This is a genomic window from Streptomyces sp. NBC_01352 (assembly GCF_036237295.1).
In the GTDB taxonomy this organism is placed as follows: domain Bacteria; phylum Actinomycetota; class Actinomycetes; order Streptomycetales; family Streptomycetaceae; genus Streptomyces; species Streptomyces plumbiresistens.
In genome coordinates this window covers 2,083,668-2,108,175 of record NZ_CP108354.1, presented here as the reverse complement: position 1 = coordinate 2,108,175, position 24,508 = coordinate 2,083,668, and the positions used below count along the sequence as shown (strand labels likewise).

The window sequence follows — 24,508 nt, the reverse complement described above, 5'->3', positions numbered from 1 at the left end:
CCCCGCGCGATGTCCCAGATGCCCGGTCTGGGAGGGCAGGTTTGTGGGCGGGGCCCGCGATCACCGATGATGATCGCGGCAAAGGCCGGTGGAGACGGTGTTGATCTGCCCGTGAACGGGCGGTGAACACCAGCTTCCGGGGATCCGATAGCCTCTGCCGACACGCCGCCCGGCTGGTGCAGTCCCACCACGCCAAGGGGCGCCCCACCATGCACATGCCCGGCGCCCACACGTCGGAGTTCAGGGAGTGAGTTCGGTTGTCGACCGCCATCCTCACCGGTCAGCCGGTCCCCGGATCGTCGATCGAGGGTGATCTGCGGTCCCTCGGCTTCGACGTCCGGACCGCCGCCGACGCCGCCGACGCCGAGGCGCTCCTCGCCCGGGTGCCGGGTGACCAGCGGGTCGCCGTGGTCGACGCCCGGTTCGTGGGTCACGTCCACGCGCTGCGCCTCGGCCTCACCGACCCCCGCTTCCCGCTCGCCGCGGTGCCGGGCGCGGTGACCGCCCAGCCGGCCGGCCGCCAGGCCCTGACCCGGGCCGTGGCCCGCGAGAACTCCGCGGGCGGCGGTACGGCACTCGCCGTCGACAGCCTCGCCGACCGCGTAGTCGCCGCCCTGGCCGCCGACGGCACCGAGGTGCACCGCCCCGAGCTCGGCAGCCTGGTCGCCGAGGTCCCGGCCGACCCACAGGCCCGCAACGAGGCACGGCAGGCCGTGGCCGCCGTCGACGACGAGGCCGTACGCCTGAAGTCGGCCGTGAAGGCCCGCGACGGCTTCTTCACCACCTACTGCATCAGCCCGTACTCCCGCTACCTCGCCCGCTGGTGCGCCCGCCGGGGCCTGACCCCGAACCAGGTCACCACCGCCTCCCTGATCACCGCGCTGATAGCGGCGGGCTGCGCGGCCACCGGAACGCGCGGCGGGTTCATCGCCGCGGGCCTCCTGCTGATCTTCTCCTTCGTCCTCGACTGCACCGACGGACAGCTCGCCCGCTACTCCCTGCAGTACTCGACGCTCGGCGCCTGGCTGGACGCCACCTTCGACCGGGCCAAGGAGTACGCCTACTACGCGGGCCTGGCCCTCGGGGCCGCCCGCGGTGGCGACGACGTGTGGGCCCTCGCCCTCGGCGCGATGGTCCTGCAGAGCTGCCGGCACATCGTGGACTTCTCCTTCAACGAGGCCAACCACGACGCCACCGCCAACACCAGCCCCACGGCCGCCCTTTCCGACAAGCTGGACAGCGTCGGGTGGACGGTGTGGGTGCGCCGGATGATCGTCCTGCCGATCGGCGAACGGTGGGCGATGATCGCCGTCCTCACGGCGGTGACCACTCCCCGTATCACCTTCTACGCGCTGCTCATCGGGTGCGCGTTCGCTGCGACGTACACGACGGCGGGCCGCGTGCTGCGGTCGCTGACCCGGAAGGCCAAGAGGACGGACCGGGCGGCGCAGGCACTGGCCGACCTGGCCGACAACGGGCCGCTCGCCTCCCTCGTGGCCCGGGCCACCCGCGCCCGCCTCGGCGCCCCGCTGCTGGTCGCGCTCGCGGGGACGGCCGTCCTCGCCGTGTCCCTCTTCTCCGGCGTGACCTGGGCGCCGGTCGTGGGTGCCGTCGTGTACACCGTCACCGCCGGCCAGGCGCTGTACCGCCCCCTCAAGGGCGCCCTGGACTGGCTCGTCCCCCCGCTCTTCCGCGCCGCCGAATACGGCACCGTCCTGGTACTGGCGGCCCAAGCGGACGTGAACGGGGCCCTTCCTGCAGCTTTCGGCCTGGTGGGGGCAGTCGCCTACCATCACTACGACACGGTGTACCGCATCCGCGGCAACGCCGGGGCGCCCCCGGCCTGGCTGGTGCGCGCCATCGGGGGGCACGAAGGGCGGACGCTGCTCGTCACCGTCCTGGCCGCGGTGCTCTCCGCCTCGCAGTTCAAGGTCGCGCTCACGGTCCTCGCCGTGGCCGTCGCCCTGGTGGTGCTCGTCGAGAGCATCCGCTTCTGGGTGTCCGCCCACCAGGGTGGCGCGCCCGCCGTACACGATGAAGGAGAACCCGCATGATCGGCCTCGTGCTGGCGGCCGGCGCCGGACGGCGTCTGCGCCCCTACACCGACAGCCTTCCCAAGGCGCTGGTGCCGGTGGGGTCCGCGGGCATAGAGGGCGAACCGACGGTCCTGGACCTGACCCTCGGCAACTTCGCCGAGATCGGTCTGACCGAGGTCGCGATCATCGTCGGCTACCGCAAGGAAGCCGTGTACGAGCGCAAGGCGGCCCTGGAGCAGAAGTACGGCCTCAAGCTCACGCTCATCGACAACGACAAGGCCGAGGAGTGGAACAACGCCTACTCCCTGTGGTGCGGCCGTGACGCCCTCAAGGACGGCGTGATCCTCGCCAACGGCGACACCGTGCACCCGGTCTCCGTCGAGAGGACGCTGCTCGCCGCCCGCGGCGACGGCAAGAAGATCATCCTCGCCCTGGACACGGTGAAGTCCCTGGCGGACGAGGAGATGAAGGTCGTCGTCGATCCCGCCAAGGGCATGACGAAGATCACCAAGCTGATGGACCCGGCCGAGGCCACCGGCGAGTACATCGGCGTCACCCTCATCGAGGGCGACGCCGCCCCGGAGCTGGCCGACGCGCTGAAGACGGTGTGGGAGACGGACCCGCAGCAGTTCTACGAGCACGGCTACCAGGAGCTCGTGAACCGCGGCGTCCGGATCGACGTGGCGCCGATCGGCGACGTCAAGTGGGTCGAGATCGACAACCACGACGATCTCGCCCGTGGACGGGAGATCGCGTGCCTCTACTGACCCGGCTCATCCCCTCGCCGGTCGTCGTGGACATCCGCCCGGGTGCCCTGGACGACCTGGTCGGGGTCCTCGCCGACGAGCGCATCTCGCACTCCGGCAGACTCGCCATCGCCGTCAGCGGCGGCTCCGGCGCCAAGCTGCGTGAGCGCATCGCCCCCTCGCTGCCCGGCGCGACCTGGTACGAGGTCGGCGGCGGCACCCTCGACGACGCGGTCCGGCTGGCCGGCGACATAAAGGCCGGCCACTACGACGCCGTCGTGGGCCTCGGCGGCGGCAAGATCATCGACTGTGCCAAGTTCGCCGCGGCACGCGTGGGCCTCCCGCTGGTCGCCGTGCCGACGAACCTCGCGCACGACGGCCTGTGCTCGCCGGTCGCCACCCTCGACAACGACGCGGGCCGCGGCTCCTACGGCGTCCCGAACCCGATCGCGGTCGTCATCGACCTCGACGTCATCCGCGAGGCCCCGGTCCGCTTCGTGCGCGCCGGAATCGGCGACGCCGTCTCCAACATCTCCGCGATCGCCGACTGGGAGCTCGCCAACCGCGTCAAGGGCGAGAAGATCGACGGCCTCGCCGCCGCGATCGCCCGGCAGGCCGGCGAGGCGGTCCTCAGGCACCCGGGCGGCATCGGGGACACCGACTTCCTCCAGGTGCTCGCCGAGGCGCTGGTCCTCAGCGGCATCGCGATGTCGGTGTCCGGCGACTCCCGGCCCTCCTCCGGGGCCTGCCACGAGATCAACCACGCCTTCGACCTGCTCTTCCCCAAGCGGGCGGCCGCCCACGGAGAGCAGTGCGGACTGGGCGCCGCCTTCGCGATGTACCTGCGCGGAGCCCACGAGGAGTCGGCCTACATGGCCGAGGTGCTGCGTCGGCACGGGCTTCCGGTGCTCCCGGAGGAGATCGGCTTCACGGTGGACGAGTTCGTCCGGGTCGTGGAGTTCGCTCCGGAGACCAGGCCAGGCCGCTACACGATCCTCGAACACCTCGACCTCAAGACCGAACAGATCAAGGACATCTACGCCGACTATGTCAAGGCCATCGGTAGCTGAACTCCGGCCGGTCGTCCACCCCGCGGGGGTGAAGGACCGGCGCAGCGGTGAGCACTGGATGGGGCGCCTCTACATGCGCGAGGTGTCCCTGCGGGTCGACCGCTACCTGGTCAACACCAGGGTCACACCCAACCAGCTCACGTACCTGATGACCGTTTTCGGCGTCCTGGTGGCCCCGGCACTCCTGGTGCCGGGGATCCCGGGCGCCGTGCTCGGCGTGGTGTGCGTCCAGATGTACCTGCTGCTGGACTGCGTCGACGGCGAGATCGCCCGCTGGAGGCAGCAGTTCTCGCTCGGCGGGGTCTACCTGGACCGGGTCGGCGCCTACCTGACCGACGCGGCCGTGCTCGTCGGCTTCGGCCTGCGCGCCGCCGACCTGTGGGGCAGCGGGCGCATCGACTGGCTGTGGGCCTTCCTCGGCACGCTCGCCGCGCTCGGCGCGATCCTGATCAAGGCCGAGACCGACCTCGTCGGCGTCGCCCGCCACCAGGGCGGCCTGCCACCGGTCAAGGAGTCGGCCGCCGAGCCGCGCTCGTCCGGCATGGCACTGGCACGCAGGGCCGCCGCGGCACTGAAGTTCCACCGCCTGGTGCTCGGCATCGAGGCGTCCCTGCTGATCCTGGTCCTGGCGATCCTGGACACGGTGCGGGACGACCTGTTCTTCTCCCGCCTGGGCGTCGCGGTCCTGGCCGGCATCGCGCTCCTGCAGACCCTGCTGCACCTCGTGTCCATCCTCGCGTCGAGCAGGCTGCGATGAGTGGCATGAAGGTCGGCGCGGTCATCATCACCATGGGCAACCGCCCCGACGAACTGCGCGCCCTGCTCGACTCGGTCGCCAAGCAGGACGGCGACCGCGTCGAGGCGGTCGTCGTCGGCAACGGCTCGCCCGTCCCGGACGTCCCCGAAGGCGTCCGCACCATCGAACTGCCGGAGAACCTCGGCATCCCCGGCGGCCGCAACGTCGGCATCGAGGCTTTCGGCCCCAGCGGCCGCGACGTCGACGTACTGCTGTTCCTCGACGACGACGGCCTCCTCGCCGGCCACGACACCGCCGAACTGTGCCGCCGGGCCTTCGAGGCCGACCCCGAACTCGGCATCATCAGCTTCCGCATCGCCGACCCCGAGACCGGGATCACCCAGCGCCGCCACGTCCCGCGGCTGCGCGCCTCCGACCCGATGCGCTCCTCCCGGGTCACCACCTTCCTCGGCGGCGCCAACGCCGTACGCACCCAGGTTCTCGCGGAAGTCGGCGGTCTCCCGGACGAATTCTTCTACGCACACGAGGAAACCGACCTGGCATGGCGGGCCCTCGACGCGGGCTGGATGATCGACTACCGGTCCGACATGGTGCTGTACCACCCCACGACCGCGCCCTCCCGGCACGCGGTCTACCACCGCATGGTCGCCCGCAACCGGGTCTGGCTCGCCCGCCGCAACCTGCCCAGGCTCCTGATCCCGGTCTACCTGGGTGTCTGGCTGCTGCTCACCCTGCTGCGCCGTCCCTCGCGCTCCGCCCTGAAAGCGTGGTTCGGCGGATTCCGGGAAGGCTGGACGACGCCCTGCGGACCGCGCCGGCCCATGAAGTGGCGTACGGTGTGGCGGCTGACTCGACTGGGCCGGCCCCCTGTCATCTGACAAGCTCGTTCCTGAGTGCACCGGGGCCGTACCGAGGTTCCGGGCTCATGCCATGCCCGCACAGGCTGCGCATCCCGAAGACGAAAGTTTCCACTAGTGAGTGAGACAACGCACGACGGCTCGGTCGCGGTGAGCGCGCCCGTACCGCCCGACGAGGGCCTGACGGCGGCACGGCTCGCCGAGAAGTACGGGCTGACCGTGAGCGGCGCCCGCCCCTCCCTCGTCGAGTACGTCCGCCAGCTCTGGGACCGGCGTCACTTCATCCTCGCCTTCTCGCGGGCGAAGCTGACCGCCCAGTACAGCCAGGCGAAGCTGGGCCAGCTGTGGCAGGTGGTCACGCCGCTGCTGAACGCGGCCGTGTACTTCTTCATCTTCGGCGTGATCCTCGAGGCCGACCGCGGCATGTCCCGCGAGGTGTACATCCCGTTCCTGGTCACCGGCGTCTTCGTGTTCACCTTCACGCAGAGCTCGGTGATGGCGGGCGTCCGCGCGATCTCCGGAAACCTCGGCCTGGTCCGCGCCCTGCACTTCCCACGCGCCTCGCTGCCGGTCTCCTTCGCGCTCCAGCAGCTCCAGCAGCTGCTGGCCTCGATGATCGTGCTGTTCGCGGTCACGGCCGCCTTCGGCAGCTACCCCGACCTGTCCTGGGCGCTGATCGTCCCGGTCCTGGTCCTGCAGTTCGCCTTCAACACCGGCCTCGCCCTGATCATGGCCCGGGCGGGCTCGAAGACCCCGGACCTCGCACAGCTCATGCCGTTCGTGATGCGTACGTGGATGTACGCGTCCGGCGTGATGTTCTCCATCCCGATCATGCTGGAGGACAAGCCGGCCTGGATGGCGTCCGTCCTGCAGTGGAACCCGGCCGCCATCTACATGGACCTGATGCGCTTCGCGCTGATCGACGGTTACGGCTCCGAGAACCTGCCCGACCACGTCTGGGCGGCCGCGGGCGGCTGGGCGCTGCTCGTGGCGGTCGGCGGTTTCGTGTACTTCTGGAAGGCGGAGGAGAGGTACGGCCGTGGCTGAGCACACCTTCGAGGAGCAGATCCCCACCGTCATCGCGGACGAGCTGCACATCGTCTACCGCGTCAACGGCACCAAGGCCGGCAAGGGCAGCGCGACCGCGGCCCTCAGCCGCATACTCAAGCGGAGCGAGGAACGCGGGGTGCGCAAGGTACACGCCGTCAAGGGCGTCTCCTTCGTCGCCTACCGGGGTGAGGCCATCGGCCTGATCGGCTCGAACGGCTCCGGCAAGTCGACCCTGCTGCGGGCCATCGCCGGTCTCCTCCCCGCGGAGAAGGGCAAGGTCTACACCGACGGCCAGCCCTCCCTGCTCGGCGTCAACGCGGCCCTCATGAACGACCTCACCGGCGAGCGGAACGTCATATTGGGCGGGCTCGCCATGGGAATGACCCGGGAGCAGATCAAGGAGCGCTACGAGGAGATCGTCGAGTTCTCCGGCATCAACGAGAAGGGCGACTTCATCACCCTCCCGATGCGCACCTACTCCTCCGGTATGGCCGCCCGCCTGCGGTTCTCCATCGCCGCCGCCAAGGACCACGACGTCCTGATGATCGACGAGGCCCTGGCCACCGGCGACCGCAAGTTCCAGAAGCGCTCCGAGGAGCGCATCCGGGAGCTGCGCAAGGAGGCCGGCACGGTGTTCCTCGTCAGTCACAACAACAAGTCGATCCGTGACACCTGCAACCGCGTCCTGTGGCTGGAGCGCGGCGAGCTGCGTATGGACGGCCCGACCGACGAGGTCCTCAAGGAGTACGAGAAGTTCACGGGCAAGTAGTCCACCCGGACCCGGGCGAAAGAGCCCACCCCGCTTCCCATGGCCCCGCCGGAACTGCTCCGGCGGGGCTCCGCGTCTGCAAAGGAAACGTCAACTTCGGCCCGCCTTAGGAATCTTGGGGCCAATCGGTGTGTTCTTGTGATGCGCAGGACACCCCGGAGATCCTCGGCGCGTTGTACAACGTAAGCTGAGGCGGTCCCGAATCGCGGCAAGTGGGGCGATAATGCGCGACATCCGCTGACGAGGCGGCCGCGCGGACGGCCGGGCGGCGTGTCCGAAATAGTGGGTATTGGGTCGGCGGTGTAGAACGGGAGATGTGACGGCAATGGCTACGGAAACTCCCCAGCTCCACGCAGCACGTGCCGTCCCCGGCGCGGGCAGCCGACGGTGACGGGAACCGGCACGACGCGCCCCGGCCGTACGGAGCGCGGGACGCTCGACAAGGCCGCGGCGGAGAACTTCCCCGTGGCCCCCTTCTTCTTGCCCAGGGACTGGCGCGTCGACCTGATGGCCGTCTACGGCTTCGCCCGCCTCGTCGACGACATCGGCGACGGCGACCTCGCCCCCGGCGGCGCCGACGCCCGTCTGCTCGGAGTGCCGCCCGCGGAGGCCGAGAACCGCCTGGTGATGCTGGACGCCTTCGAGGCCGACCTCCACCGGGTCTTCGACACGGCCGGCTCGGGGCCACGCCACCCGCTGCTGCGCAACCTGCAGCCGACCGTCCGCCGCCGCGCGCTGACCCCCGAGCCCTTCCTCGGCCTGATCGCCGCCAACCGCCAGGACCAGCTCGTCACGCGCTACGAGACCTACGACGACCTGCTCGCCTACTGCGAGCTGTCGGCCAACCCCGTCGGGCGTCTCGTCCTCGCCGTCACCGGCACCTCGACCCCGGAGCGGATCCGTCACTCCGACGCGATCTGCACGGCCCTCCAGATCGTCGAACACCTCCAGGACGTCGCCGAGGACCTCGGCCGCGACCGCATCTACCTGCCCGCCGCGGACATGAAGCGTTTTCACGTCCAGGAGGCGGATCTCGCCACGAAAATCGGGGGCGCATCAGTGCGCACACTGGTTGCATACGAAGCGCAACGCGCCCGCGATCTCCTGAATGAAGGCGCCCCCCTGGTGGGTAGCGTCCACGGCAGGCTGAGGCTGCTGCTCGCAGGGTTCGTGGCGGGGGGAAGGGCGGCGATCCACGCGATCGCCGCCGCCGAATACGACGTACTTCCCGGCCCGCCCAAGCCCGGCAAGCTCCGGTTGCTGCGCGAAGTGGGCGTGACTCTGCGAGGAAAGGGGTGATCCGGACCGTGGAGTCGGAACAGGACGTGCCCGCACCGGTACTCGCCGCCTACAGCTACTGCGAGGCCGTCACCGGGCAGCAGGCCCGTAACTTCGCGTACGGCATCAGGCTGCTGCCGACGCCCAAGCGGCGCGCGATGTCGGCGCTCTACGCCTTCTCCCGGCGCGTCGACGACATCGGCGACGGCGCGCTGGCCGGTGATGTCAAGAGCGCGAGACTCGAGGACACCCGGGCGATGCTGGCCCGGGTGCGCGACGGCGCGGTCGCCGAGGACGACACCGACCCGGTCGCCGTCGCCCTCGCCCACGCCGCCGAGACCTTCCCGATCCCGCTCGACGGCCTGGACGAACTCATCGACGGCGTGCTGATGGACGTACGCGGCGAGACCTACGAGACCTGGGACGACCTGAAGGTGTACTGCCGCTGTGTGGCGGGCGCCATCGGGCGGCTCTCGCTCGGCGTGTTCGGTACGCAGCCGGGGGCGCGCGGCGCCGAGCGCGCGCCGGAGTACGCCGACACGCTCGGGCTCGCACTTCAGCTCACCAACATCCTCAGGGACGTCCGTGAGGACGCCGAGGGCGGGCGCACCTATCTGCCCGCCGACGACCTCGCCAAGTTCGGCTGCTCGGCGGGCTTCAAGGGGCCGAAACCACCGGAGGGCGCCGATTTCGCGGGCCTCGTGCACTTCGAAGTGCGTCGGGCCCGCGCCCTTTTCGCCGAGGGCTACCGGCTGCTCCCCATGCTCGACCGGCGCAGCGGCGCGTGTGTGGCCGCCATGGCCGGGATCTACCGCCGTCTCCTCGACCGCATCGAGCGCGACCCGGAAGCCGTGCTGCGCGGCCGGGTCTCGCTGCCCGGACGGGAGAAGGCGTACGTCGCGGTGCGGGGCCTGTCGGGCCTCGACGCCCGGCATGTGACGCGGCGGACCGTCAGGAGGCGCGCCTGATGGACAATTCGGTCCAAGGTGATGCCGTCGGCGAAAAGTGGCACGCAACCCTCCGGTGGGACACGGCGTCCCTGACTGCAACGGCCTGCCATGCACGGATCACAGCGCACGGCGGGCGCTCGGGGGAGGGTGCACGATGACCGACGGTACGCAGCCCGGCGCGTCGCTCGCGGACACGGCGGGACGGCTCGGGCGGGACGCCGTGGTGATCGGCGGCGGGCTCGCCGGCATCACCGCCGCGCTCGCGCTCGCCGACGCCGGAGTCCGGGTGACCCTGCTCGAAGGGCGGCCACGGCTGGGCGGGCTCGCCTTCTCCTTCCAGCGCGACGGACTCACCGTCGACAACGGACAGCACGTGTACCTGCGCTGCTGCACCGCCTACCGCTGGTTCCTCGACCGCATCGAGGGCGCGGCGCTGGCTCCGTTGCAGGATCGTCTCGACGTGCCCGTACTCGACGTGGCGCGGCCCGAGGGGCGGCGGCTGGGCAGACTGCGGCGCGACGCGTTGCCGGTGCCTCTGCATCTGGGGCGCAGCCTCGCGACGTATCCGCATCTCTCGCTCGCCGAGCGGGCCAGGGTGGGGCGTGCCGCGCTCGCGCTCAAGGGGCTCGACCTCGCCGATCCGAACCTGGACACGCAGGACTTCGGCAGCTGGCTGACCGCGCACGGTCAGTCGGCGCGTGCCGTCGAGGCCCTGTGGGACCTGGTCGGGGTCGCCACCCTCAACGCGGTCGCGGGCGAGTGCTCACTCGGGCTCGCCGCGATGGTGTTCAAGACCGGTCTGCTGTCCGACCCGGGCGCGGCCGACATCGGATGGGCGCGCGTCCCGCTGGGCGACCTGCATGACCGGCTGGCCCGCAAGGCGCTCGACTCCGCGGGCGTGCGTACCGAGATCCGTACACGCGTCACCTCCATCTCTACTGACGACAACGGGACTTGGAGCGTTCAAGTTCCCGGCGAGACGCTCCGGGCGGACGCGGTCGTCCTCGCCGTCCCGCAGCGCGAGGCCCACGACCTGCTGCCCGCGGGGGCGCTGGACGCCCCCGAACGGCTGCTGGAGATCGGTACCGCGCCGATCCTCAACGTCCATGTGGTCTACGACCGCAAGGTGCTCGGCAGGCCGTTCTTCGCGGCCCTCGGCAGCCCGGTGCAGTGGGTGTTCGACCGGACCGAGGCATCGGGGCTCCACCAGGGCCAGTACCTCGCCCTGTCCCAGTCGGCCGCGCAGGACGAGATCGACGAACCGGTCGCCGCGCTGCGCGAGCGCTACCTTCCCGAGCTGGAGCGGCTGCTGCCCCGCGCGCGGGGGGCCGAGGTGAAGGATTTCTTCGTGACCAGGGAACGCACGGCGACGTTCGCTCCCACTCCCGGCGTCGGACGACTGCGGCCCGGCGCCCGCACCAAGGCATCCGGCCTCTACCTGGCCGGAGCGTGGACCGCCACCGGGTGGCCCGCGACCATGGAGAGTGCGGTCCGCAGTGGTGTGAGTGCGGCGGACGCCGTGCTCGGCGCCCTGGGCCGGCCCCGCCCCCGTCACCTCTTCGAGTTCGAGGAGGCGGCGTGATGCTCGATCAGCAGGGCACATCAGGCCCCCGCACCTTCGGTACCGCAACAAGAGGAGAGACTGTGCCCACTGTGCCCCCGGCCTCGACGGCCGCTCGGAGGACCGCGGTGGACGTGACCGCGCTCCTGGAGCGCGGCCGGACCCTTGCCACACCGGTACTGCGGGCGGCCATCGACCGCCTGGCATCTCCCATGGACACGGTCGCCGCCTACCACTTCGGCTGGATCGACGCTGAGGGCAACCCCGCGGACGGGGACGGCGGCAAGGCCGTACGCCCCGCTCTCGCGGTGCTCTCCGCGGAGGTCACCGGTGCCGCGCCCGAGGCCGGGATCCCCGGCGCCGTCGCCGTGGAGCTGGTCCACAACTTCTCGCTGCTGCACGACGACCTGATGGACGGCGACGAACAGCGCCGTCACCGCGACACCGTCTGGAAGGTGCACGGACCGGCCCAGGCGATCCTGGTCGGCGACGCCCTGTTCGCCCTGGCCAACGAGGTCCTGCTGGAGCTCGGCACGGTCGAGGCCGGCCGCGCCACCCGCCGTCTGACCACCGCCACCCGCGCCCTGATCGACGGCCAGGCGCAGGACATCTCCTACGAGCACCGCGACCGCGTCAGCGTCGAGGAGTGCCTGGAGATGGAGGGCAACAAGACCGGCGCCCTGCTGGCCTGCGCCAGCTCCATCGGCGCGGTGCTCGGCGGCGCGGACGACCGCACCGCCGACACCCTGGAGAAGTACGGCTACCACCTGGGCCTCGCCTTCCAGGCCGTCGACGACCTGCTCGGCATCTGGGGCGACCCGGTCGCCACCGGCAAGCAGACCTGGAGCGACCTGCGCCAGCGCAAGAAGTCCCTGCCGGTCGTGGCCGCGCTCGCGGCGAGCGGTGCCGCCTCCGAGCGGCTCGGCGAGCTCCTCGCCGCCGACGCCAAGAGCAGCGATTTCGAGAACTTCTCGGAGGAGGAGTTCGCGGCCCGTGCCGCCCTCATCGAGAAGGCGGGCGGCCGCGAGTGGACCGCCGAGGAAGCACGACGTCAGCACACCATCGCCATCGAAGCCCTCGATGCCGTCGACATGCCCGACCGGGTGCGGGCGCAGTTCACGGCACTCGCCGACTTCGTCGTCGTACGAAAGAGATGATCATTATCGGTCGAATAGCCCTCGCGTAGTCGCCGGCCGGTGTTGCGAGGAAGAAACGCACCGGCCGACGGCGGACCCACAGCAGACGCACCGTATGCACACTGCACGAAGGGGAAGCCATGACAGCGACGACCGACGGAAGCACCGGGGCCCTGCCGCCCCGCGCTGCCGCGGCCAGCGAAACCGACATCAACACCCCCGTGGCGGCCGGGGTGCACGACGCCGCCGTACGCGCCGTCCAGCGCGCCACCGACTTCCTGCTGGCCAGGCAGGACGCCGAAGGCTGGTGGAAGGGCGACCTCGAGACCAACGTCACGATGGACGCCGAGGATCTGCTGCTGCGTCAGTTCCTGGGCATCCGCGACGAGGCCACCACCCAGGCCGCCGCGCTGTTCATCCGCGGTGAGCAGCGCGAGGACGGCGCCTGGGCCTCCTTCTACGGAGGACCCGGCGAACTCTCCACCACCATCGAGGCGTACGTCGCCCTTCGCCTCGCCGGTGACGCACCGGACGCCCCGCACATGGCGAAGGCGTCCGCCTGGGTCCGTGAGCGGGGCGGCATCGCCGCCTCGCGCGTGTTCACCCGGATCTGGCTGGCCCTGTTCGGCTGGTGGAAATGGGAGGACCTGCCCGAACTCCCGCCCGAGCTGATCTACTTCCCCAAGTGGTTCCCGCTCAACATCTACAACTTCGGGTGCTGGGCGCGGCAGACCATCGTGCCGCTCACCGTCGTCTCGGCGAAGCGTCCGGTGCGTCCGGCGCCGTTCGTGCTCGACGAGCTGCACACCGACGCCGCCAACCCCAACCCGCCCAAGCCCCTGGCTCCGCCGACGAGTTGGGACGGTCTCTTCCAGCGGCTCGACAAGGTCGTGCGCGGCTACCGCACGGTCGCCGTGCGCCGCCTGCGCAAGGCCGCAATGAACACGGCCGCGCGCTGGATCGTCGAACGGCAGGAGAACGACGGCTGCTGGGGCGGGATCCAGCCGCCGGCCGTGTACTCGGTCATCGCCCTGCACCTGCTGGGCTACGACCTCCAGCATCCCGTGATGCGGGCCGGACTCGAGTCGCTGGACCGGTACGCGGTGTGGCGCGAGGACGGGGCGCGGATGATCGAGGCCTGCCAGTCGCCGGTGTGGGACACCTGCCTGGCGACCATCGCGCTCGCCGACGCGGGCCTTCCCGCCGACCACCCGCAGCTCGTCAAGGCGGCTGACTGGATGCTCGGCGAGGAGATCGTCCGGCCGGGCGACTGGGCGGTCAAGCGGCCCGGACTGCCCCCGGGCGGCTGGGCGTTCGAGTTCCACAACGACAACTACCCCGACATCGACGACACCGCCGAGGTCGTCCTCGCGCTGCGCCGCGTCAGACACCACGACCCGGAGCGGCTGGAGCGGGCGATCGGGCGCGGGGTGCGCTGGAACCTCGGGATGCAGTCGAAGAACGGCGGGTGGGGCGCCTTCGACGTCGACAACACCAGCCCGTTCCCCAACCGGCTGCCGTTCTGCGACTTCGGTGAGGTCATCGACCCGCCGTCGGCGGACGTCACCGCGCACGTCGTCGAGATGCTGGCCGTCGAGGGACTCTCGCACGACCCGCGCACCCGGCGCGGCATCGAGTGGCTGCTCGCCGAACAGGAGGCGGACGGCTCGTGGTTCGGTCGCTGGGGCGTCAACTACGTCTACGGCACCGGGTCCGTCGTCCCCGCCCTGACCGCCGCCGGGATTCCCGCCTCGCACCCGTCGATCCGCCGCGCGGTGAGCTGGCTGGAGTCGGTGCAGAACGACGACGGTGGCTGGGGCGAGGACCTGCGTTCCTACAAGTACGTCAAGGAATGGAGCGGCCGGGGTGCCTCCACCGCCTCGCAGACCGCGTGGGCGCTGATGGCGCTGCTGTCCGCCGGGGAGCGGGACTCCAAGGCGGTCGAGCGCGGTATCGAGTGGCTCGCGAGCACCCAGCGCGAGGACGGTTCCTGGGACGAGCCCTACTTCACCGGCACCGGCTTCCCCTGGGACTTCTCCATCAACTACCACCTCTACCGGCAGGTGTTCCCGCTCACCGCACTCGGCCGGTACGTCCACGGAGAGCCCTTCTCCGGGGTCAAGGGGGGCTGATGAGTCCTCAGCCCGCCCCGGCCCCGCTGCTCATCGCCTGCGCGCTCGGCATCGAGCACCTCGCGCTGCGCAGCGGCGACCGCGGCGGCACCGACGGGCCGGTCACGGTCCTGCGCACGGGAATGGGCCCGGCCGCGGCCGAGCGCTCCGTCACCCGGGTGCTGGCCGACCCGGCGCTCGGTGAGGCCGCCGTACTGGCCACGGGCTTCTGCGCGGGGCTGGCCCCCGGCATGCACCCCGGCGACCTGGTCGTCGCCGAGGAGACCCGGGATCCGCGTGGCACCGTGCGGTGCGTCGGGACCGACCGGCTCGTCAAGGAGCTGGTCCGGACCCTGCCCGGGCGCACCGTCCACACCGGGCCCCTCACCGGCTCCGATCACGTGGTACGTGGTCACGAACGGTCGGATCTGCTCGCGACCGGCGCGATCGCGGTCGACATGGAGTCCGCGGCCACGCTTCTGAGCGCCGTGCGCGTGGGCGAACGCCCCGTTGCGGCCGTCCGGGTGGTCGTGGACGCTCCAGAACATGAACTCGTCCGGATCGGCACGGTGCGCGGTGGAATATCAGCCTTCCGCGTCCTTCGTTCCGTCCTTCCTGCTTTCTACGAATGGCACCGTTCCTTGCTGCTCCCCAGGAGGTGAGCCAGATGGCCATGCCGCTGCGTCAGTCCATCAAGGTCGCTACATACTTGGCCGAACAGAAGCTCCGCAAGCGGGAGAAGTTCCCGCTCATCGTGGAGTTGGAGCCCCTCTTCGCGTGCAACCTCGCCTGCGAGGGCTGCGGCAAGATCCAGCATCCCGCCGGGGTGCTCAAGCAGCGCATGCCGGTGGCCCAGGCCGTCGGGGCGGTGCTGGAGTCCGGTGCGCCGATGGTGTCCATCGCCGGCGGTGAGCCGCTGATGCACCCTCAGATCGACGAGATCGTGCGGCAGTTGGTGGCGAAGAAGAAGTACGTCTTCCTCTGCACCAACGCCATGCTGCTGCGCAAGAAGATGGACAAGTTCAAGCCCTCTCCCTACTTCGCCTTCGCCGTGCACATCGACGGGCTGCGGGAGCGGCACGACGAGTCGGTGGCGAAGGAGGGTGTGTTCGACGAGGCCGTGGAGGCCATCAAGGAGGCCAAGAAGCGCGGCTTCCGGGTCACCACCAACTCGACCTTCTTCAACACCGACACCCCGCAGACCATCATTGAGGTGCTCAACTTCCTCAATGACGACCTGCACGTCGACGAGATGATGATCTCGCCCGCCTACGCCTACGAGAAGGCGCCCGACCAGGAGCACTTCCTGGGCGTGGAGCAGACCCGCGAGCTGTTCAAGAAGGCCTTCGCGGGCGGGAACCGGCGGCGCTGGCGGCTCAACCACTCCCCGCTCTTCCTGGACTTCCTGGAAGGCAAGGTCGACTTCCCGTGCACGGCCTGGGCGATCCCGAACTACTCGCTCTTCGGCTGGCAGCGTCCCTGCTACCTGATGAGCGACGGGTACGTCCCGACGTACCGCGAACTCATCGAGGACACCGACTGGGACAAGTACGGCCGCGGCAAGGACCCGCGCTGCGCCAACTGCATGGCGCACTGCGGCTACGAGCCCACCGCCGTCCTCGCCACCATGGGGTCCCTCAAGGAGTCGCTGCGCGCCATGCGCGAGACGGTCTCCGGAAACCGGGAGTGACGTCATGACCGCCGTGTCCTTGGGCGTCCCCGAGGTACCGGTCCGGCCGATCGCCGAGCGACGCGTGTCGCGGCGGATCCAGGTCGGGCCGGTGGCGGTCGGGGGCGGGGCCCCGGTGTCGGTGCAGTCGATGACGACGACCCGTACGTCCGACATCGGCGCGACCCTCCAGCAGATCGCCGAACTCACCGCGTCCGGCTGCCAGATCGTCCGCGTCGCCTGCCCCACGCAGGACGACGCGGACGCCCTCGCGACCATCGCCCGCAAGTCGCAGATCCCGGTGATCGCGGACATCCACTTCCAGCCGAAGTACGTGTTCGCCGCGATCGAGGCCGGCTGCGCGGCCGTACGCGTCAATCCCGGCAACATCAAGCAGTTCGACGACAAGGTGAAGGAGATCGCGCGGGCCGCCAAGGATCACGGCACGCCGATCCGGATCGGGGTCAACGCCGGTTCGCTGGACCGGCGACTGCTGCAGAAGTACGGCAAGGCCACGCCCGAGGCGTTGGTGGAGTCGGCCCTGTGGGAGGCCTCGCTCTTCGAGGAGCACGGCTTCAGGGACATCAAGATCTCCGTGAAGCACAACGACCCCGTGGTGATGGTCAACGCCTACACGCTGCTCGCCGAGCAGAGCGACTACCCGCTGCACCTGGGCGTCACGGAGGCCGGTCCCGCCTTCCAGGGGACGATCAAGTCGGCCGTGGCCTTCGGGGCGTTGTTGTCACGTGGCATCGGCGACACCATCCGGGTGTCGCTGAGCGCCCCGCCCGCCGAGGAGGTCAAGGTCGGCATCCAGATCCTGGAGTCGCTGAACCTCAGGCAGCGTCGGCTGGAGATCGTGTCGTGCCCGTCCTGCGGGCGCGCCCAGGTCGACGTCTACAAACTGGCCGACGAGGTCACGGCGGGCCTGGAGGGCATGGAAGTGCCGCTCAGGGTCGCCGTCATGGGGTGCGTGGTGAACGGCCCGGGAGAGGCGCGCGAGGCCGATCTGGGCGTCGCCTCCGGGAACGGCAAGGGGCAGATCTTCGTGAAGGGCGAGGTCGTCAAGACCGTGCCCGAGTCGAAGATCGTGGAGACCCTGATCGAAGAGGCGATGAAGATCGCCGAGCAGATGGAGCAGGACGGCGTCGCGGCGGGGGAGCCGGCCGTCACCGTGAGCTGAACAGCACGGACCGATAGGGGGCCCGACGTGACGATTCTGGAGAACATCCGGGGACCACGCGACCTGAAGGCGCTGTCCGAGGCGGAACTCGGCGAACTGTCCGAAGAAATTAGGGAGTTCCTGGTGCACGCGGTGGCCAGGACCGGCGGTCATCTCGGGCCCAATCTGGGGGTGGTGGAACTCTCCATCGCCCTCCACCGGGTCTTCGAGTCACCGGTCGACCGCATCCTGTGGGACACCGGCCACCAGAGCTACGTACACAAGCTTCTGACCGGACGTCAGGACTTCTCCAAACTGCGCGGCAAGGGCGGCCTGTCCGGCTACCCCTCGCGGGAGGAGTCCGAGCACGACGTCATCGAGAACAGCCACGCCTCCACCGCGCTCGGCTGGGCCGACGGGCTCGCCAAGGCCCGCCAGGTGCAGGGCGAGAAGGGCCATGTCGTCGCGGTGATCGGCGACGGGGCGCTGACCGGCGGCATGGCCTGGGAGGCGCTCAACAACATCGCGGCCGCCAAGGACCGGCCGCTGATCATCGTCGTCAACGACAACGAGCGGTCGTACTCGCCGACCATCGGGGGGCTCGCCAACCACCTCGCGACCCTGCGTACGACCGACAGCTACGAGAAGGTGCTGGCCTGGGGGAAGGACGTACTGCTGCGGACGCCCGTGGTCGGCAACACGATCTACGAGTCCCTGCACGGTGCGAAGAAGGGCTTCAAGGACGCGTTCGCGCCGCAGGGCATGTTCGAGGACCTGGGGTTGAAGTACGTCGGCCCGATCGACGGACATGACATCGGGGCCGTCGAGTCCGCGTTGAGGCGCGCGAAGCGCTTCCACGGGCCGGTGCTGATCCACTGCCTGACCGAGAAGGGGCGCGGCTACGAACCCGCTGTCGCCCACGAGGAGGACCACTTCCACACGGTCGGCGTGATGGACCCGCTCACCTGCGAGCCTCTCGCACCCTCGGGCGGGCCGTCCTGGACCTCGGTGTTCGGCGACGAGATCGTGCGGATCGGCGAGGAGCGCGACGACGTCGTGGCGATCACCGCGGCCATGCTGCACCCGGTGGGGCTCGGCAAGTTCGCGGCCCGCTTCCCGGACCGGGTGTGGGACGTCGGCATCGCCGAACAGCACGCCGCCGTGTCCGCGGCCGGCCTCGCCACGGGCGGGCTGCATCCCGTCGTCGCCGTCTACGCGACGTTCCTGAACCGCGCCTTCGACCAGCTCCTGATGGATGTCGCCCTGCACCGCTGCGGCGTCACCTTCGTGCTGGACCGGGCCGGCGTCACCGGTGTCGACGGGGCCTCCCACAACGGCATGTGGGACATGTCGATCCTCCAGGTCGTGCCCGGCCTCAGGATCGCCGCGCCGCGCGACGCCGACCAGTTGCGGGCGCAGCTCAGGGAGGCGGTCGCGGTGGACGACGCGCCGACGCTGGTGCGCTTCCCGAAGGAGTCGGTGGGGCCCTCCGTCCCGGCGATCGACCGGGTGGGCGGACTGGACGTACTGCACCGCGGCTCGGACACCCCCGAGGTGCTCCTCGTGGCCGTCGGCGTGATGGCGCCCGTCTGCCTCCAGGCGGCCGAACTGCTGGAAGCCCGCGGCATCACCTGCACGGTGGTCGACCCGCGGTGGGTCAAGCCCGTCGACCCCGCCCTGCCGGGCCTCGCCGCCGAGCACCGGCTGGTCGCCGTCGTCGAGGACAACAGCCGGGCCTCCGGGGTCGGCGCCGCGGTCGCGCTCGCCCTCGGGGACGCCGAAGTCGACGTCCCCGTACGGCGGTTCGGCATCCCGGAGCAGTTCCTCGCGCACGCCAAGCGCGGTGAGGTGCTCGCCGACATCGGTCTCACGCCCGTCGAGGTCGCCGGACGGATCAGCGCCAGCCTGGCCGTCAAGGAAGCGAGCCTGGCCGTCCAGGAAGAGCTGTCCAAGGAGAAACAGGAATGACCACCGCCAAGCCCGCGTCGTCCTCCTCGCAGGCCGGGGAGTTCGACCTCGGCGCGCTGCTGGCCGAGCGCGGGGCCGAGCGCTACGAGCTGCACACCAGACACCTCAACCACCAGCTCCCGCGCATGCTGCACACCATCGGCTTCGACAAGGTCTACGAGCGTGCCGAGGGCCCGTACTTCTGGGACGCGGACGGCAACGAGTACCTCGACATGCTCGCCGGCTTCGGGGTGATGGGCCTGGGGCGCCACCACCCCGTCGTCCGCAAGGCGCTGCACGACGTCCTCGACGCCCAGCTCGCCGACCTCACCCGCTTCGACTGCCAGCCGCTGCCCGGGCTGCTGGCCGAGAAGCTGCTCGCGCACAGTACGCACCTGGACCGGGTGTTCTTCGGCAACAGCGGCACCGAGGCCGTCGAGGGCGCGCTGAAATTCGCCCGCTACGCCACCGGGAAGCCGCGGATCCTGTACTGCGACCACGCCTTCCACGGCCTGACCACCGGGGCCCTGTCGGTCAACGGCGAGGACGGATTCCGGGACGGCTTCGCCCCGCTGCTGCCCGACACTGCCCTGGCACTCGGCGATCTCGACGCCCTGGCAAGGGAGTTGAAGAAGGGCGATGTCGCCGCCCTGGTCGTCGAGCCCATCCAGGGCAAGGGCGTGCACGAGGCCCCGCCCGGATACCTTCGCGCCGCCCAGGACCTGCTGCACAAGCACAAGGCGCTGCTGATCCTGGACGAGGTGCAGACGGGCCTCGGCCGGACCGGCGACTTCTACGCCTACCAGCACGAGGACGGCGTCGAACCCGACCTGGTCTGTGTGGCCAAGGCGCTCTCCGGCGGCTATGTGCCGGTCGGCGCCACCCTCGGCAAGGACTGGATCTTCAAGAAGGTCTACTCGTCCATGGACCGCGTGCTGGTCCACTCGGCGAGCTTCGGCTCCAACGCGCAGGCCATGGCGGCGGGGCTGGCCGTTCTGTCGGTGATGGAGAACCAGCAGATCGTCGCGAACGCCCGGGCCATGGGAGAGCTGCTGAAGTCCCGGCTCACGGCACTCGTCGACAAGTACGAGCTGCTCGCCGACGTCCGCGGCCGGGGCCTGATGATCGGCATCGAGTTCGGCAGGCCCAAGTCGCTGAAGCTGCGCAGCCGCTGGACCATGCTGCAGGCCGCGCGCAAGGGGCTCTTCGCGCAGATGGTGGTCGTCCCGCTGCTGCAACGCCACCGGATCCTCACCCAGGTCTCCGGCGATCACATGGAGGTGATCAAGCTGATCCCGCCGCTGGTCATCGGCGAACGGGAGGTGGACCGCTTCGTCGACGCCTTCACGGACGTGATGGACGACGCGCACAGCGGCGGCGGCCTGATGTGGGACTTCGGCAAGACGCTGATCAAGCAGGCGGTCGCCAATCGGTGAGGGCCCGCCCGATCTGGAGGCAGGATTTTGCCTCTGAGGCAATAAATTTGCCGCAGAGGCAAGCCTCCGGCTGAATGGAGGGCATGAGCTCTCCCGAGTCCGAGCCCTCGGCGGGGCCGGTCACCGACCTGCCCGCCGTCGCGCCACAGCTGCGTGCCCTGCGCCGCCGTGCCTCCCTCACCCTGGAGGCCGCGGCCCGCGCCGCCGGGATGTCGCCCGCCCACCTCTCCCGTCTGGAGACCGGGCAGCGCCAGCCCTCGCTGCCGATGCTGCTGGGCCTCGCCCGTATCTACGGTACGACCGTCTCGGAGCTGCTCGGCGAGACGGTCGCCGACCGGGACGCCGTGATCCGCGCCGCCGACATGGAACCGACCGCGGCGGGCGGCTGGACGTACTGGCCGGCCGGCGCACCCGGCCGCGGCATGCAGGCCCTGCGCGTCCACGTGCCGTACGGCTCCCAGGGCGACATCGTGCGCGTGCACCCCGGCGAGGAGTGGCTGTACGTCCTCGAGGGACGGCTGCGGCTGCGCCTCGGGGACACCACCCACCGGCTCGCCCCGGGCGACAGCGCGCACTTCGACTCGCTGACCCCGCACCGCATCGTGGCCGAGGACCGCGGCGGCGTCGAGCTCCTCTTCGTCCACACCCTGCTGCAGAGTCCCACGGCCACGCTGTGCCTGGGCCCCGGCCCCACGACTGGAGACATGCCATGAGCAACATGGAGGAGAAGTTCCCCCGCGCCTTGTGGGTGCGGCTGATCATCTACCTCGCGGTGGGGCACCTCTTCGCCGCCTTCATCTACCTGCTGTTCGCGCTCGGGGCCAAGCAGTGAGGGCCGTATGAGGGTCAGTCGAGCAACCGCTCCCGCAGCCGCTCCCGGATCTGTGGAGTGACCCCGAGGCCCTGCTCCAGGTACGCCTCGACGCTGCCCCACGTCTCCTCGATGGTCTCGAAGGCCGCCGCCAGATACTCGGCGCGCGCGTCGAACAGGGGGCTGAGCAGCTCCATGACCTCGGGGGAGTAGGCCGAGGCAGCGGTGCTGCTGCGACGCACCTTGTAGCGGCGGTGCCTGGCGTTCGACTTCAGGTAGTCGGCGACGATCGCCTCCCGCTCCACGCCCAGGGTCAGCAGCGTCACGGCTATCGACAGGCCGGCGCGGTCCTTGCCCGCGGCGCAGTGCATCAGCGCCGGGACGCTGTCCTCGGCGAGCGAGCGCAGCACCCGGGAGTGCTCGCCGGTGCGCTCCTTGATGAGCATGCGGTACGACGCGATCATCCGCTTCGCGCCCTTGTCGTCGGAAAGCAGCTCGCGCAGCTGGTCGAGGTCGCCGTCGCGGACCATCTTCCAGAACTCGGCGCCGTCCGCCGGGTCGCTCAGCGGCAGGTTCACATTGCGCACGCCCGGCAGCTCGACGTCGGGACCCTCGAACTTCTGGTCCGCGGCGTTGCGGAAGTCGAAGATCGTGTGCAGGCCCAGGGAGGCGAGGAACGCCGCGTCCTCCTCGGTCGCGTGCGCGAGGTGGCCGCTGCGGAACAGCACGCCGTGCCGCACCCGCCGGCCGTCCACTGTCGGCAGTCCGCCCACGTCCCGGAAGTTGCGCACGGCGGCCAGCTCGGGCTCGGTCGACGGGACCTGCTGCGTCACTAGGGCTCCCCCCAATCGGTCCCGCCGCCGCGGCTCGACGACGGGCACGCCCTCGACGATACGACATGCGTTCCTGGGGCAACGAGTTGTCCACAGGCGTTGCACCGAGGGCTCACCGCCCTTGATGATGTTGGCGCTTGAGTGGACCTGTTCGTGCTTGTTCGAATCTGTGAGGGACGCATGCCGGAGATCGCCGAGAACGGCCGCACGTGGCTTCTGTCCGGACCGACCAGCAGTTACGCCCTTCACCTCACCGCCGACGACGAGCTCCTGCACCTCCACTGGGGGCCGCGCATCGCCCTCGTCGACGCCGAGGCCCTCGCCGTACGCCCGCTGCCCGACTACTGGCCCTTCGAGTCCCCGCTCGACGGCCGCGAGGAGTACCCCGTCGAGGGCGGCGCCCGCTTCGTCCGGCCCGCCCTGTCGGTGCGCACGTCCGAGGGGCGCGGCACCGAGTGGAGCTTCGAGGCGCACGAGACCGAGGACGACGAGCTGCGGCTGCGGTTCCGCGACGGCGGACTGGCGATCACGCTGCACTACCGGATGCGGGGCGACGTACTCGAACGGTGGGTGACCCTGGACAACGACGGGCCCGCCGCCGTGGAACTCCTGCGCGCCGACTCCGCCACCTGGACGCTGCCCGACCGTGACGGCTGGCGGCTGTCCCAGCTGCACGGCCGCTGGGCCGCGGAGTCCCGGCTCGTGCGCTCTTCCCTCACCTACGGTGAGAAGGTCATCGGCAGCCGCCGCGGCCACACCGGGCACCAGCACCTGCCCTGGGTGGCGCTCGACACGGACGCGACCGAGGAGCGCGGCGAGGTCTACGGCTGCGCCCTCGGCTGGTCCGGGTCCTGGCGCATCGCCGTGGCCCAACTCCCGGACGCGCGTGTGCAGATCACCGGCGGGGCCGGGTACGACGACTCCGGGCTGCTGCGGCTGGCGGCGGGGGAGTCCTTCACGACGCCCGTCTTCGCCGGCCTGTGGAGCGACGGCGGCTTCGGCGGGGCCAGCCGCGCCTGGCACGCCTACCAGCGCGCGTACGTCATCCCGGACGCGGACCAGGACCGGCCGGTGCTGTTCAACTCCTGGGAGGCCACGGAGTTCGACATCTCCGAGGAGCAGCAGAAGGTGCTGGCGCGGCGGGCCGCGGCGATCGGCGTCGAGCTGTTCGTCGTGGACGACGGCTGGTTCGGGGCCCGTACCAGCGACCGCGCCGGGCTCGGCGACTGGAAGCCCAACCCCGACCGCTTCCCCGGCGGCCTCAAGCCGCTCGGCGACTACGTCCACGGCCTCGGTATGCAGTTCGGCATCTGGGTGGAACCGGAGATGGTCAACCCGGACAGCGAGCTGTACCGGGCCCATCCGGACTGGGTCCAGCACCAGACGGGGCGAAAGCGGACGGAACTCCGCAATCAACTCGTATTGAACCTCGCCCGCGAGGACGTCCAGGAGTACCTCTGGGGGCAGCTCCACGAGCTCCTCTCCAGTGCTCCGATCGACTACGTGAAGTGGGACTTCAACCGCTGCTTCACCGACGCGGGCTGGCCCGGAGAGCCGTATCCGCAGCGCCTGTGGGTCGACCACGTGCACGCCCTGTACCGCCTGTTGGACCGGCTGCGGGCGGCCCACCCGGGCGTCGCCTTCGAGTCCTGCTCGGGCGGCGGCGGCCGGATCGACCTCGGCGTGATGAGCCGTACGGACCAGGTGTGGACCTCGGACAACACCGACCCGCTCGACCGGCTCGCCATCCAGCACGGTTTCAGCCAGATCCACCCCGCCCGGGTCATGGCCGCCTGGGTCACCGACAGCCCCAACACCCAGCTCAACGGCCGGGCAAGCTCCCTGCGGTTCCGCTTCGTGAGCGCGATGGCCGGGGTGCTCGGCGTCGGGGGCGACCTCGCCGAGTGGACCGAGGAGGAGCTGGCCGAGGCCCGCGACTGGGTGGATCGCTACAAGGAGATCCGGCCCCTCGTGCAGCGCGGCGACCTCTACCGGCTGCGGCCCCCGGAGGGCGGGCTGAGTGCGGTGCAGTACGTGCTCGGTGACGAGGCCGTCGTTCTCGCCTGGCTCCAGGCGCAGCATCACGGCGAGCCGGTGCCGGTGCTGCGGCTGCGCGGCCTCGACCCGACAGCAGCGTACGAATGCCTCGAAACGGGCGAAGTTCACCGAGGTGCCGTATTGCTGCATCACGGACTGCGGACGGGGCTGCGCGGTGACCTCGATGCGACGGTTCTCCGGCTCCGTCGCATCTAGGGCTTCTGTCTGAATTGGCCCCTTCATTCCAACTCCGTCTGGAATAGAGGGGCCTGTGCGTGTGCCACGTGAGGAG

The 24,508-nt window shown here is 70.4% G+C and carries 22 protein-coding genes; 21 read left to right on the top strand and 1 reads right to left on the bottom strand.

The window, feature by feature from the left end; all coding sequences use genetic code 11:
- Positions 1-257 precede the first annotated feature (257 nt).
- The 20 genes from OG252_RS10035 to OG252_RS09945 all read left to right on the top strand — a co-directional run bounded on the left by OG252_RS10035 (position 258) and on the right by OG252_RS09945 (position 21,367).
- Entirely contained in the window at positions 258-2,054 is a 1,797-nt protein-coding gene (locus OG252_RS10035) for a DUF5941 domain-containing protein (RefSeq protein WP_329335347.1), read from the top strand.
- On the top strand, positions 2,051-2,803 hold the full coding sequence (locus OG252_RS10030) for a phosphocholine cytidylyltransferase family protein (RefSeq protein WP_329335344.1): 753 nt from the start codon (positions 2,051-2,053) through the stop codon (positions 2,801-2,803). Before OG252_RS10035 ends, OG252_RS10030 begins: the two co-directional genes overlap by 4 nt.
- Positions 2,791-3,852: an iron-containing alcohol dehydrogenase family protein gene (locus OG252_RS10025; RefSeq protein WP_329335342.1), complete on the top strand. Its 1,062-nt coding sequence runs from the start codon at positions 2,791-2,793 to the stop codon at positions 3,850-3,852. Before OG252_RS10030 ends, OG252_RS10025 begins: the two co-directional genes overlap by 13 nt.
- Positions 3,830-4,609 carry a CDP-alcohol phosphatidyltransferase family protein gene (locus tag OG252_RS10020; RefSeq protein WP_329335340.1) on the top strand — a complete coding sequence of 260 codons (780 nt, stop codon included), beginning with the start codon at positions 3,830-3,832 and terminating at the stop codon, positions 4,607-4,609. The genes OG252_RS10025 and OG252_RS10020 overlap by 23 nt, the downstream gene beginning before the upstream one ends.
- Positions 4,606-5,487 (top strand): glycosyltransferase family 2 protein, encoded by an 882-nt coding sequence (locus tag OG252_RS10015; protein ID WP_329335338.1) that lies wholly within the window; start codon positions 4,606-4,608, stop codon positions 5,485-5,487. The genes OG252_RS10020 and OG252_RS10015 overlap by 4 nt, the downstream gene beginning before the upstream one ends.
- Before the next feature lie 96 nt (positions 5,488-5,583).
- Entirely contained in the window at positions 5,584-6,513 is a 930-nt protein-coding gene (locus OG252_RS10010) for an ABC transporter permease (protein ID WP_266450410.1), read from the top strand.
- Positions 6,506-7,285, top strand: coding sequence for an ABC transporter ATP-binding protein (locus tag OG252_RS10005; protein ID WP_266450412.1), 780 nt, complete (start codon positions 6,506-6,508; stop codon positions 7,283-7,285). The genes OG252_RS10010 and OG252_RS10005 overlap by 8 nt, the downstream gene beginning before the upstream one ends.
- Positions 7,286-7,672: 387 nt before the next feature.
- Positions 7,673-8,584 carry a squalene synthase HpnC gene (hpnC, locus tag OG252_RS10000; protein ID WP_329335335.1) on the top strand — a complete coding sequence of 304 codons (912 nt, stop codon included), beginning with the start codon at positions 7,673-7,675 and terminating at the stop codon, positions 8,582-8,584.
- A complete protein-coding gene (gene hpnD / locus OG252_RS09995) occupies positions 8,581-9,531 on the top strand; it encodes a presqualene diphosphate synthase HpnD (protein ID WP_266450415.1) in 951 nt (316 codons plus the stop codon). Before hpnC ends, hpnD begins: the two co-directional genes overlap by 4 nt.
- Positions 9,531-9,671, top strand: a complete 141-nt coding sequence (locus tag OG252_RS52310; RefSeq protein ID WP_354006263.1) for a DUF6380 family protein — start codon at positions 9,531-9,533, stop codon at positions 9,669-9,671. Before hpnD ends, OG252_RS52310 begins: the two co-directional genes overlap by 1 nt.
- A complete protein-coding gene (gene hpnE, locus OG252_RS09990) occupies positions 9,668-11,095 on the top strand; it encodes a hydroxysqualene dehydroxylase HpnE (RefSeq protein ID WP_266450416.1) in 1,428 nt (475 codons plus the stop codon). Before OG252_RS52310 ends, hpnE begins: the two co-directional genes overlap by 4 nt.
- Before the next feature lie 71 nt (positions 11,096-11,166).
- Positions 11,167-12,231 carry a polyprenyl synthetase family protein gene (locus OG252_RS09985; protein ID WP_266453055.1) on the top strand — a complete coding sequence of 355 codons (1,065 nt, stop codon included), beginning with the start codon at positions 11,167-11,169 and terminating at the stop codon, positions 12,229-12,231.
- A gap of 119 nt (positions 12,232-12,350) precedes the next feature.
- Entirely contained in the window at positions 12,351-14,342 is a 1,992-nt protein-coding gene (gene shc, locus OG252_RS09980) for a squalene--hopene cyclase (protein ID WP_266450418.1), read from the top strand.
- Positions 14,342-14,983: a phosphorylase family protein gene (locus OG252_RS09975; protein WP_266450420.1), complete on the top strand. Its 642-nt coding sequence runs from the start codon at positions 14,342-14,344 to the stop codon at positions 14,981-14,983. The genes shc and OG252_RS09975 overlap by 1 nt, the downstream gene beginning before the upstream one ends.
- A gap of 5 nt (positions 14,984-14,988) precedes the next feature.
- Positions 14,989-16,011, top strand: a complete 1,023-nt coding sequence (gene hpnH, locus OG252_RS09970) for an adenosyl-hopene transferase HpnH (protein ID WP_266450421.1) — start codon at positions 14,989-14,991, stop codon at positions 16,009-16,011.
- 4 nt (positions 16,012-16,015) lie between these two features.
- Entirely contained in the window at positions 16,016-17,173 is a 1,158-nt protein-coding gene (ispG, locus tag OG252_RS09965) for a flavodoxin-dependent (E)-4-hydroxy-3-methylbut-2-enyl-diphosphate synthase (RefSeq protein ID WP_266450422.1), read from the top strand.
- Between the two features lie 27 nt (positions 17,174-17,200).
- A complete protein-coding gene (gene dxs, locus OG252_RS09960; RefSeq protein ID WP_329335329.1) occupies positions 17,201-19,120 on the top strand; it encodes a 1-deoxy-D-xylulose-5-phosphate synthase in 1,920 nt (639 codons plus the stop codon).
- Positions 19,117-20,535: an aspartate aminotransferase family protein gene (locus OG252_RS09955; RefSeq protein WP_329335327.1), complete on the top strand. Its 1,419-nt coding sequence runs from the start codon at positions 19,117-19,119 to the stop codon at positions 20,533-20,535. Before dxs ends, OG252_RS09955 begins: the two co-directional genes overlap by 4 nt.
- 83 nt (positions 20,536-20,618) lie before the next feature.
- The gene (locus tag OG252_RS09950; protein ID WP_329335325.1) at positions 20,619-21,248 is read left to right on the top strand and encodes a helix-turn-helix domain-containing protein; all 630 of its coding nucleotides are present in this window, start codon (positions 20,619-20,621) and stop codon (positions 21,246-21,248) included.
- Positions 21,245-21,367: a DUF6126 family protein gene (locus OG252_RS09945; RefSeq protein WP_329335324.1), complete on the top strand. Its 123-nt coding sequence runs from the start codon at positions 21,245-21,247 to the stop codon at positions 21,365-21,367. Before OG252_RS09950 ends, OG252_RS09945 begins: the two co-directional genes overlap by 4 nt.
- Positions 21,368-21,381: 14 nt before the next feature.
- Here the strand turns inward: OG252_RS09945 and OG252_RS09940 are convergent, their stop codons facing one another.
- The gene (locus OG252_RS09940) at positions 21,382-22,179 is read right to left on the bottom strand and encodes a tyrosine-protein phosphatase (protein ID WP_266450428.1); all 798 of its coding nucleotides are present in this window, start codon (positions 22,177-22,179) and stop codon (positions 21,382-21,384) included.
- Positions 22,180-22,359: 180 nt separating this feature from the next.
- Between OG252_RS09940 and OG252_RS09935 the strand changes: the two genes are divergently transcribed.
- Positions 22,360-24,432: an alpha-galactosidase gene (locus OG252_RS09935; RefSeq protein WP_329335321.1), complete on the top strand. Its 2,073-nt coding sequence runs from the start codon at positions 22,360-22,362 to the stop codon at positions 24,430-24,432.
- The last annotated feature ends 76 nt before the right edge of the window (positions 24,433-24,508 follow it).

Bases quoted from the DNA above. Each gene is read 5' to 3' on its own strand.
- OG252_RS10015 (WP_329335338.1), top strand. From the start codon at position 4,606: ATGAGTGGCATGAAGGTCGGCGCGGTCATCATCACCATGGGCAACCGC.
- OG252_RS52310 (WP_354006263.1), top strand. From the start codon at position 9,531: ATGGACAATTCGGTCCAAGGTGATGCCGTCGGCGAAAAGTGGCACGCA.
- OG252_RS09955 (WP_329335327.1), top strand. From the start codon at position 19,117: ATGACCACCGCCAAGCCCGCGTCGTCCTCCTCGCAGGCCGGGGAGTTC.
- hpnH (WP_266450421.1), top strand. From the start codon at position 14,989: ATGGCCATGCCGCTGCGTCAGTCCATCAAGGTCGCTACATACTTGGCC.
- ispG (WP_266450422.1), top strand. From the start codon at position 16,016: ATGACCGCCGTGTCCTTGGGCGTCCCCGAGGTACCGGTCCGGCCGATC.
- OG252_RS09945 (WP_329335324.1), top strand. From the start codon at position 21,245: ATGAGCAACATGGAGGAGAAGTTCCCCCGCGCCTTGTGGGTGCGGCTG.
- OG252_RS10030 (WP_329335344.1), top strand. From the start codon at position 2,051: ATGATCGGCCTCGTGCTGGCGGCCGGCGCCGGACGGCGTCTGCGCCCC.
- shc (WP_266450418.1), top strand. From the start codon at position 12,351: ATGACAGCGACGACCGACGGAAGCACCGGGGCCCTGCCGCCCCGCGCT.
- OG252_RS09950 (WP_329335325.1), top strand. From the start codon at position 20,619: ATGAGCTCTCCCGAGTCCGAGCCCTCGGCGGGGCCGGTCACCGACCTG.
- OG252_RS09935 (WP_329335321.1), top strand. From the start codon at position 22,360: ATGCCGGAGATCGCCGAGAACGGCCGCACGTGGCTTCTGTCCGGACCG.
- OG252_RS09975 (WP_266450420.1), top strand. From the start codon at position 14,342: ATGAGTCCTCAGCCCGCCCCGGCCCCGCTGCTCATCGCCTGCGCGCTC.
- OG252_RS10020 (WP_329335340.1), top strand. From the start codon at position 3,830: ATGTCAAGGCCATCGGTAGCTGAACTCCGGCCGGTCGTCCACCCCGCG.
- hpnE (WP_266450416.1), top strand. From the start codon at position 9,668: ATGACCGACGGTACGCAGCCCGGCGCGTCGCTCGCGGACACGGCGGGA.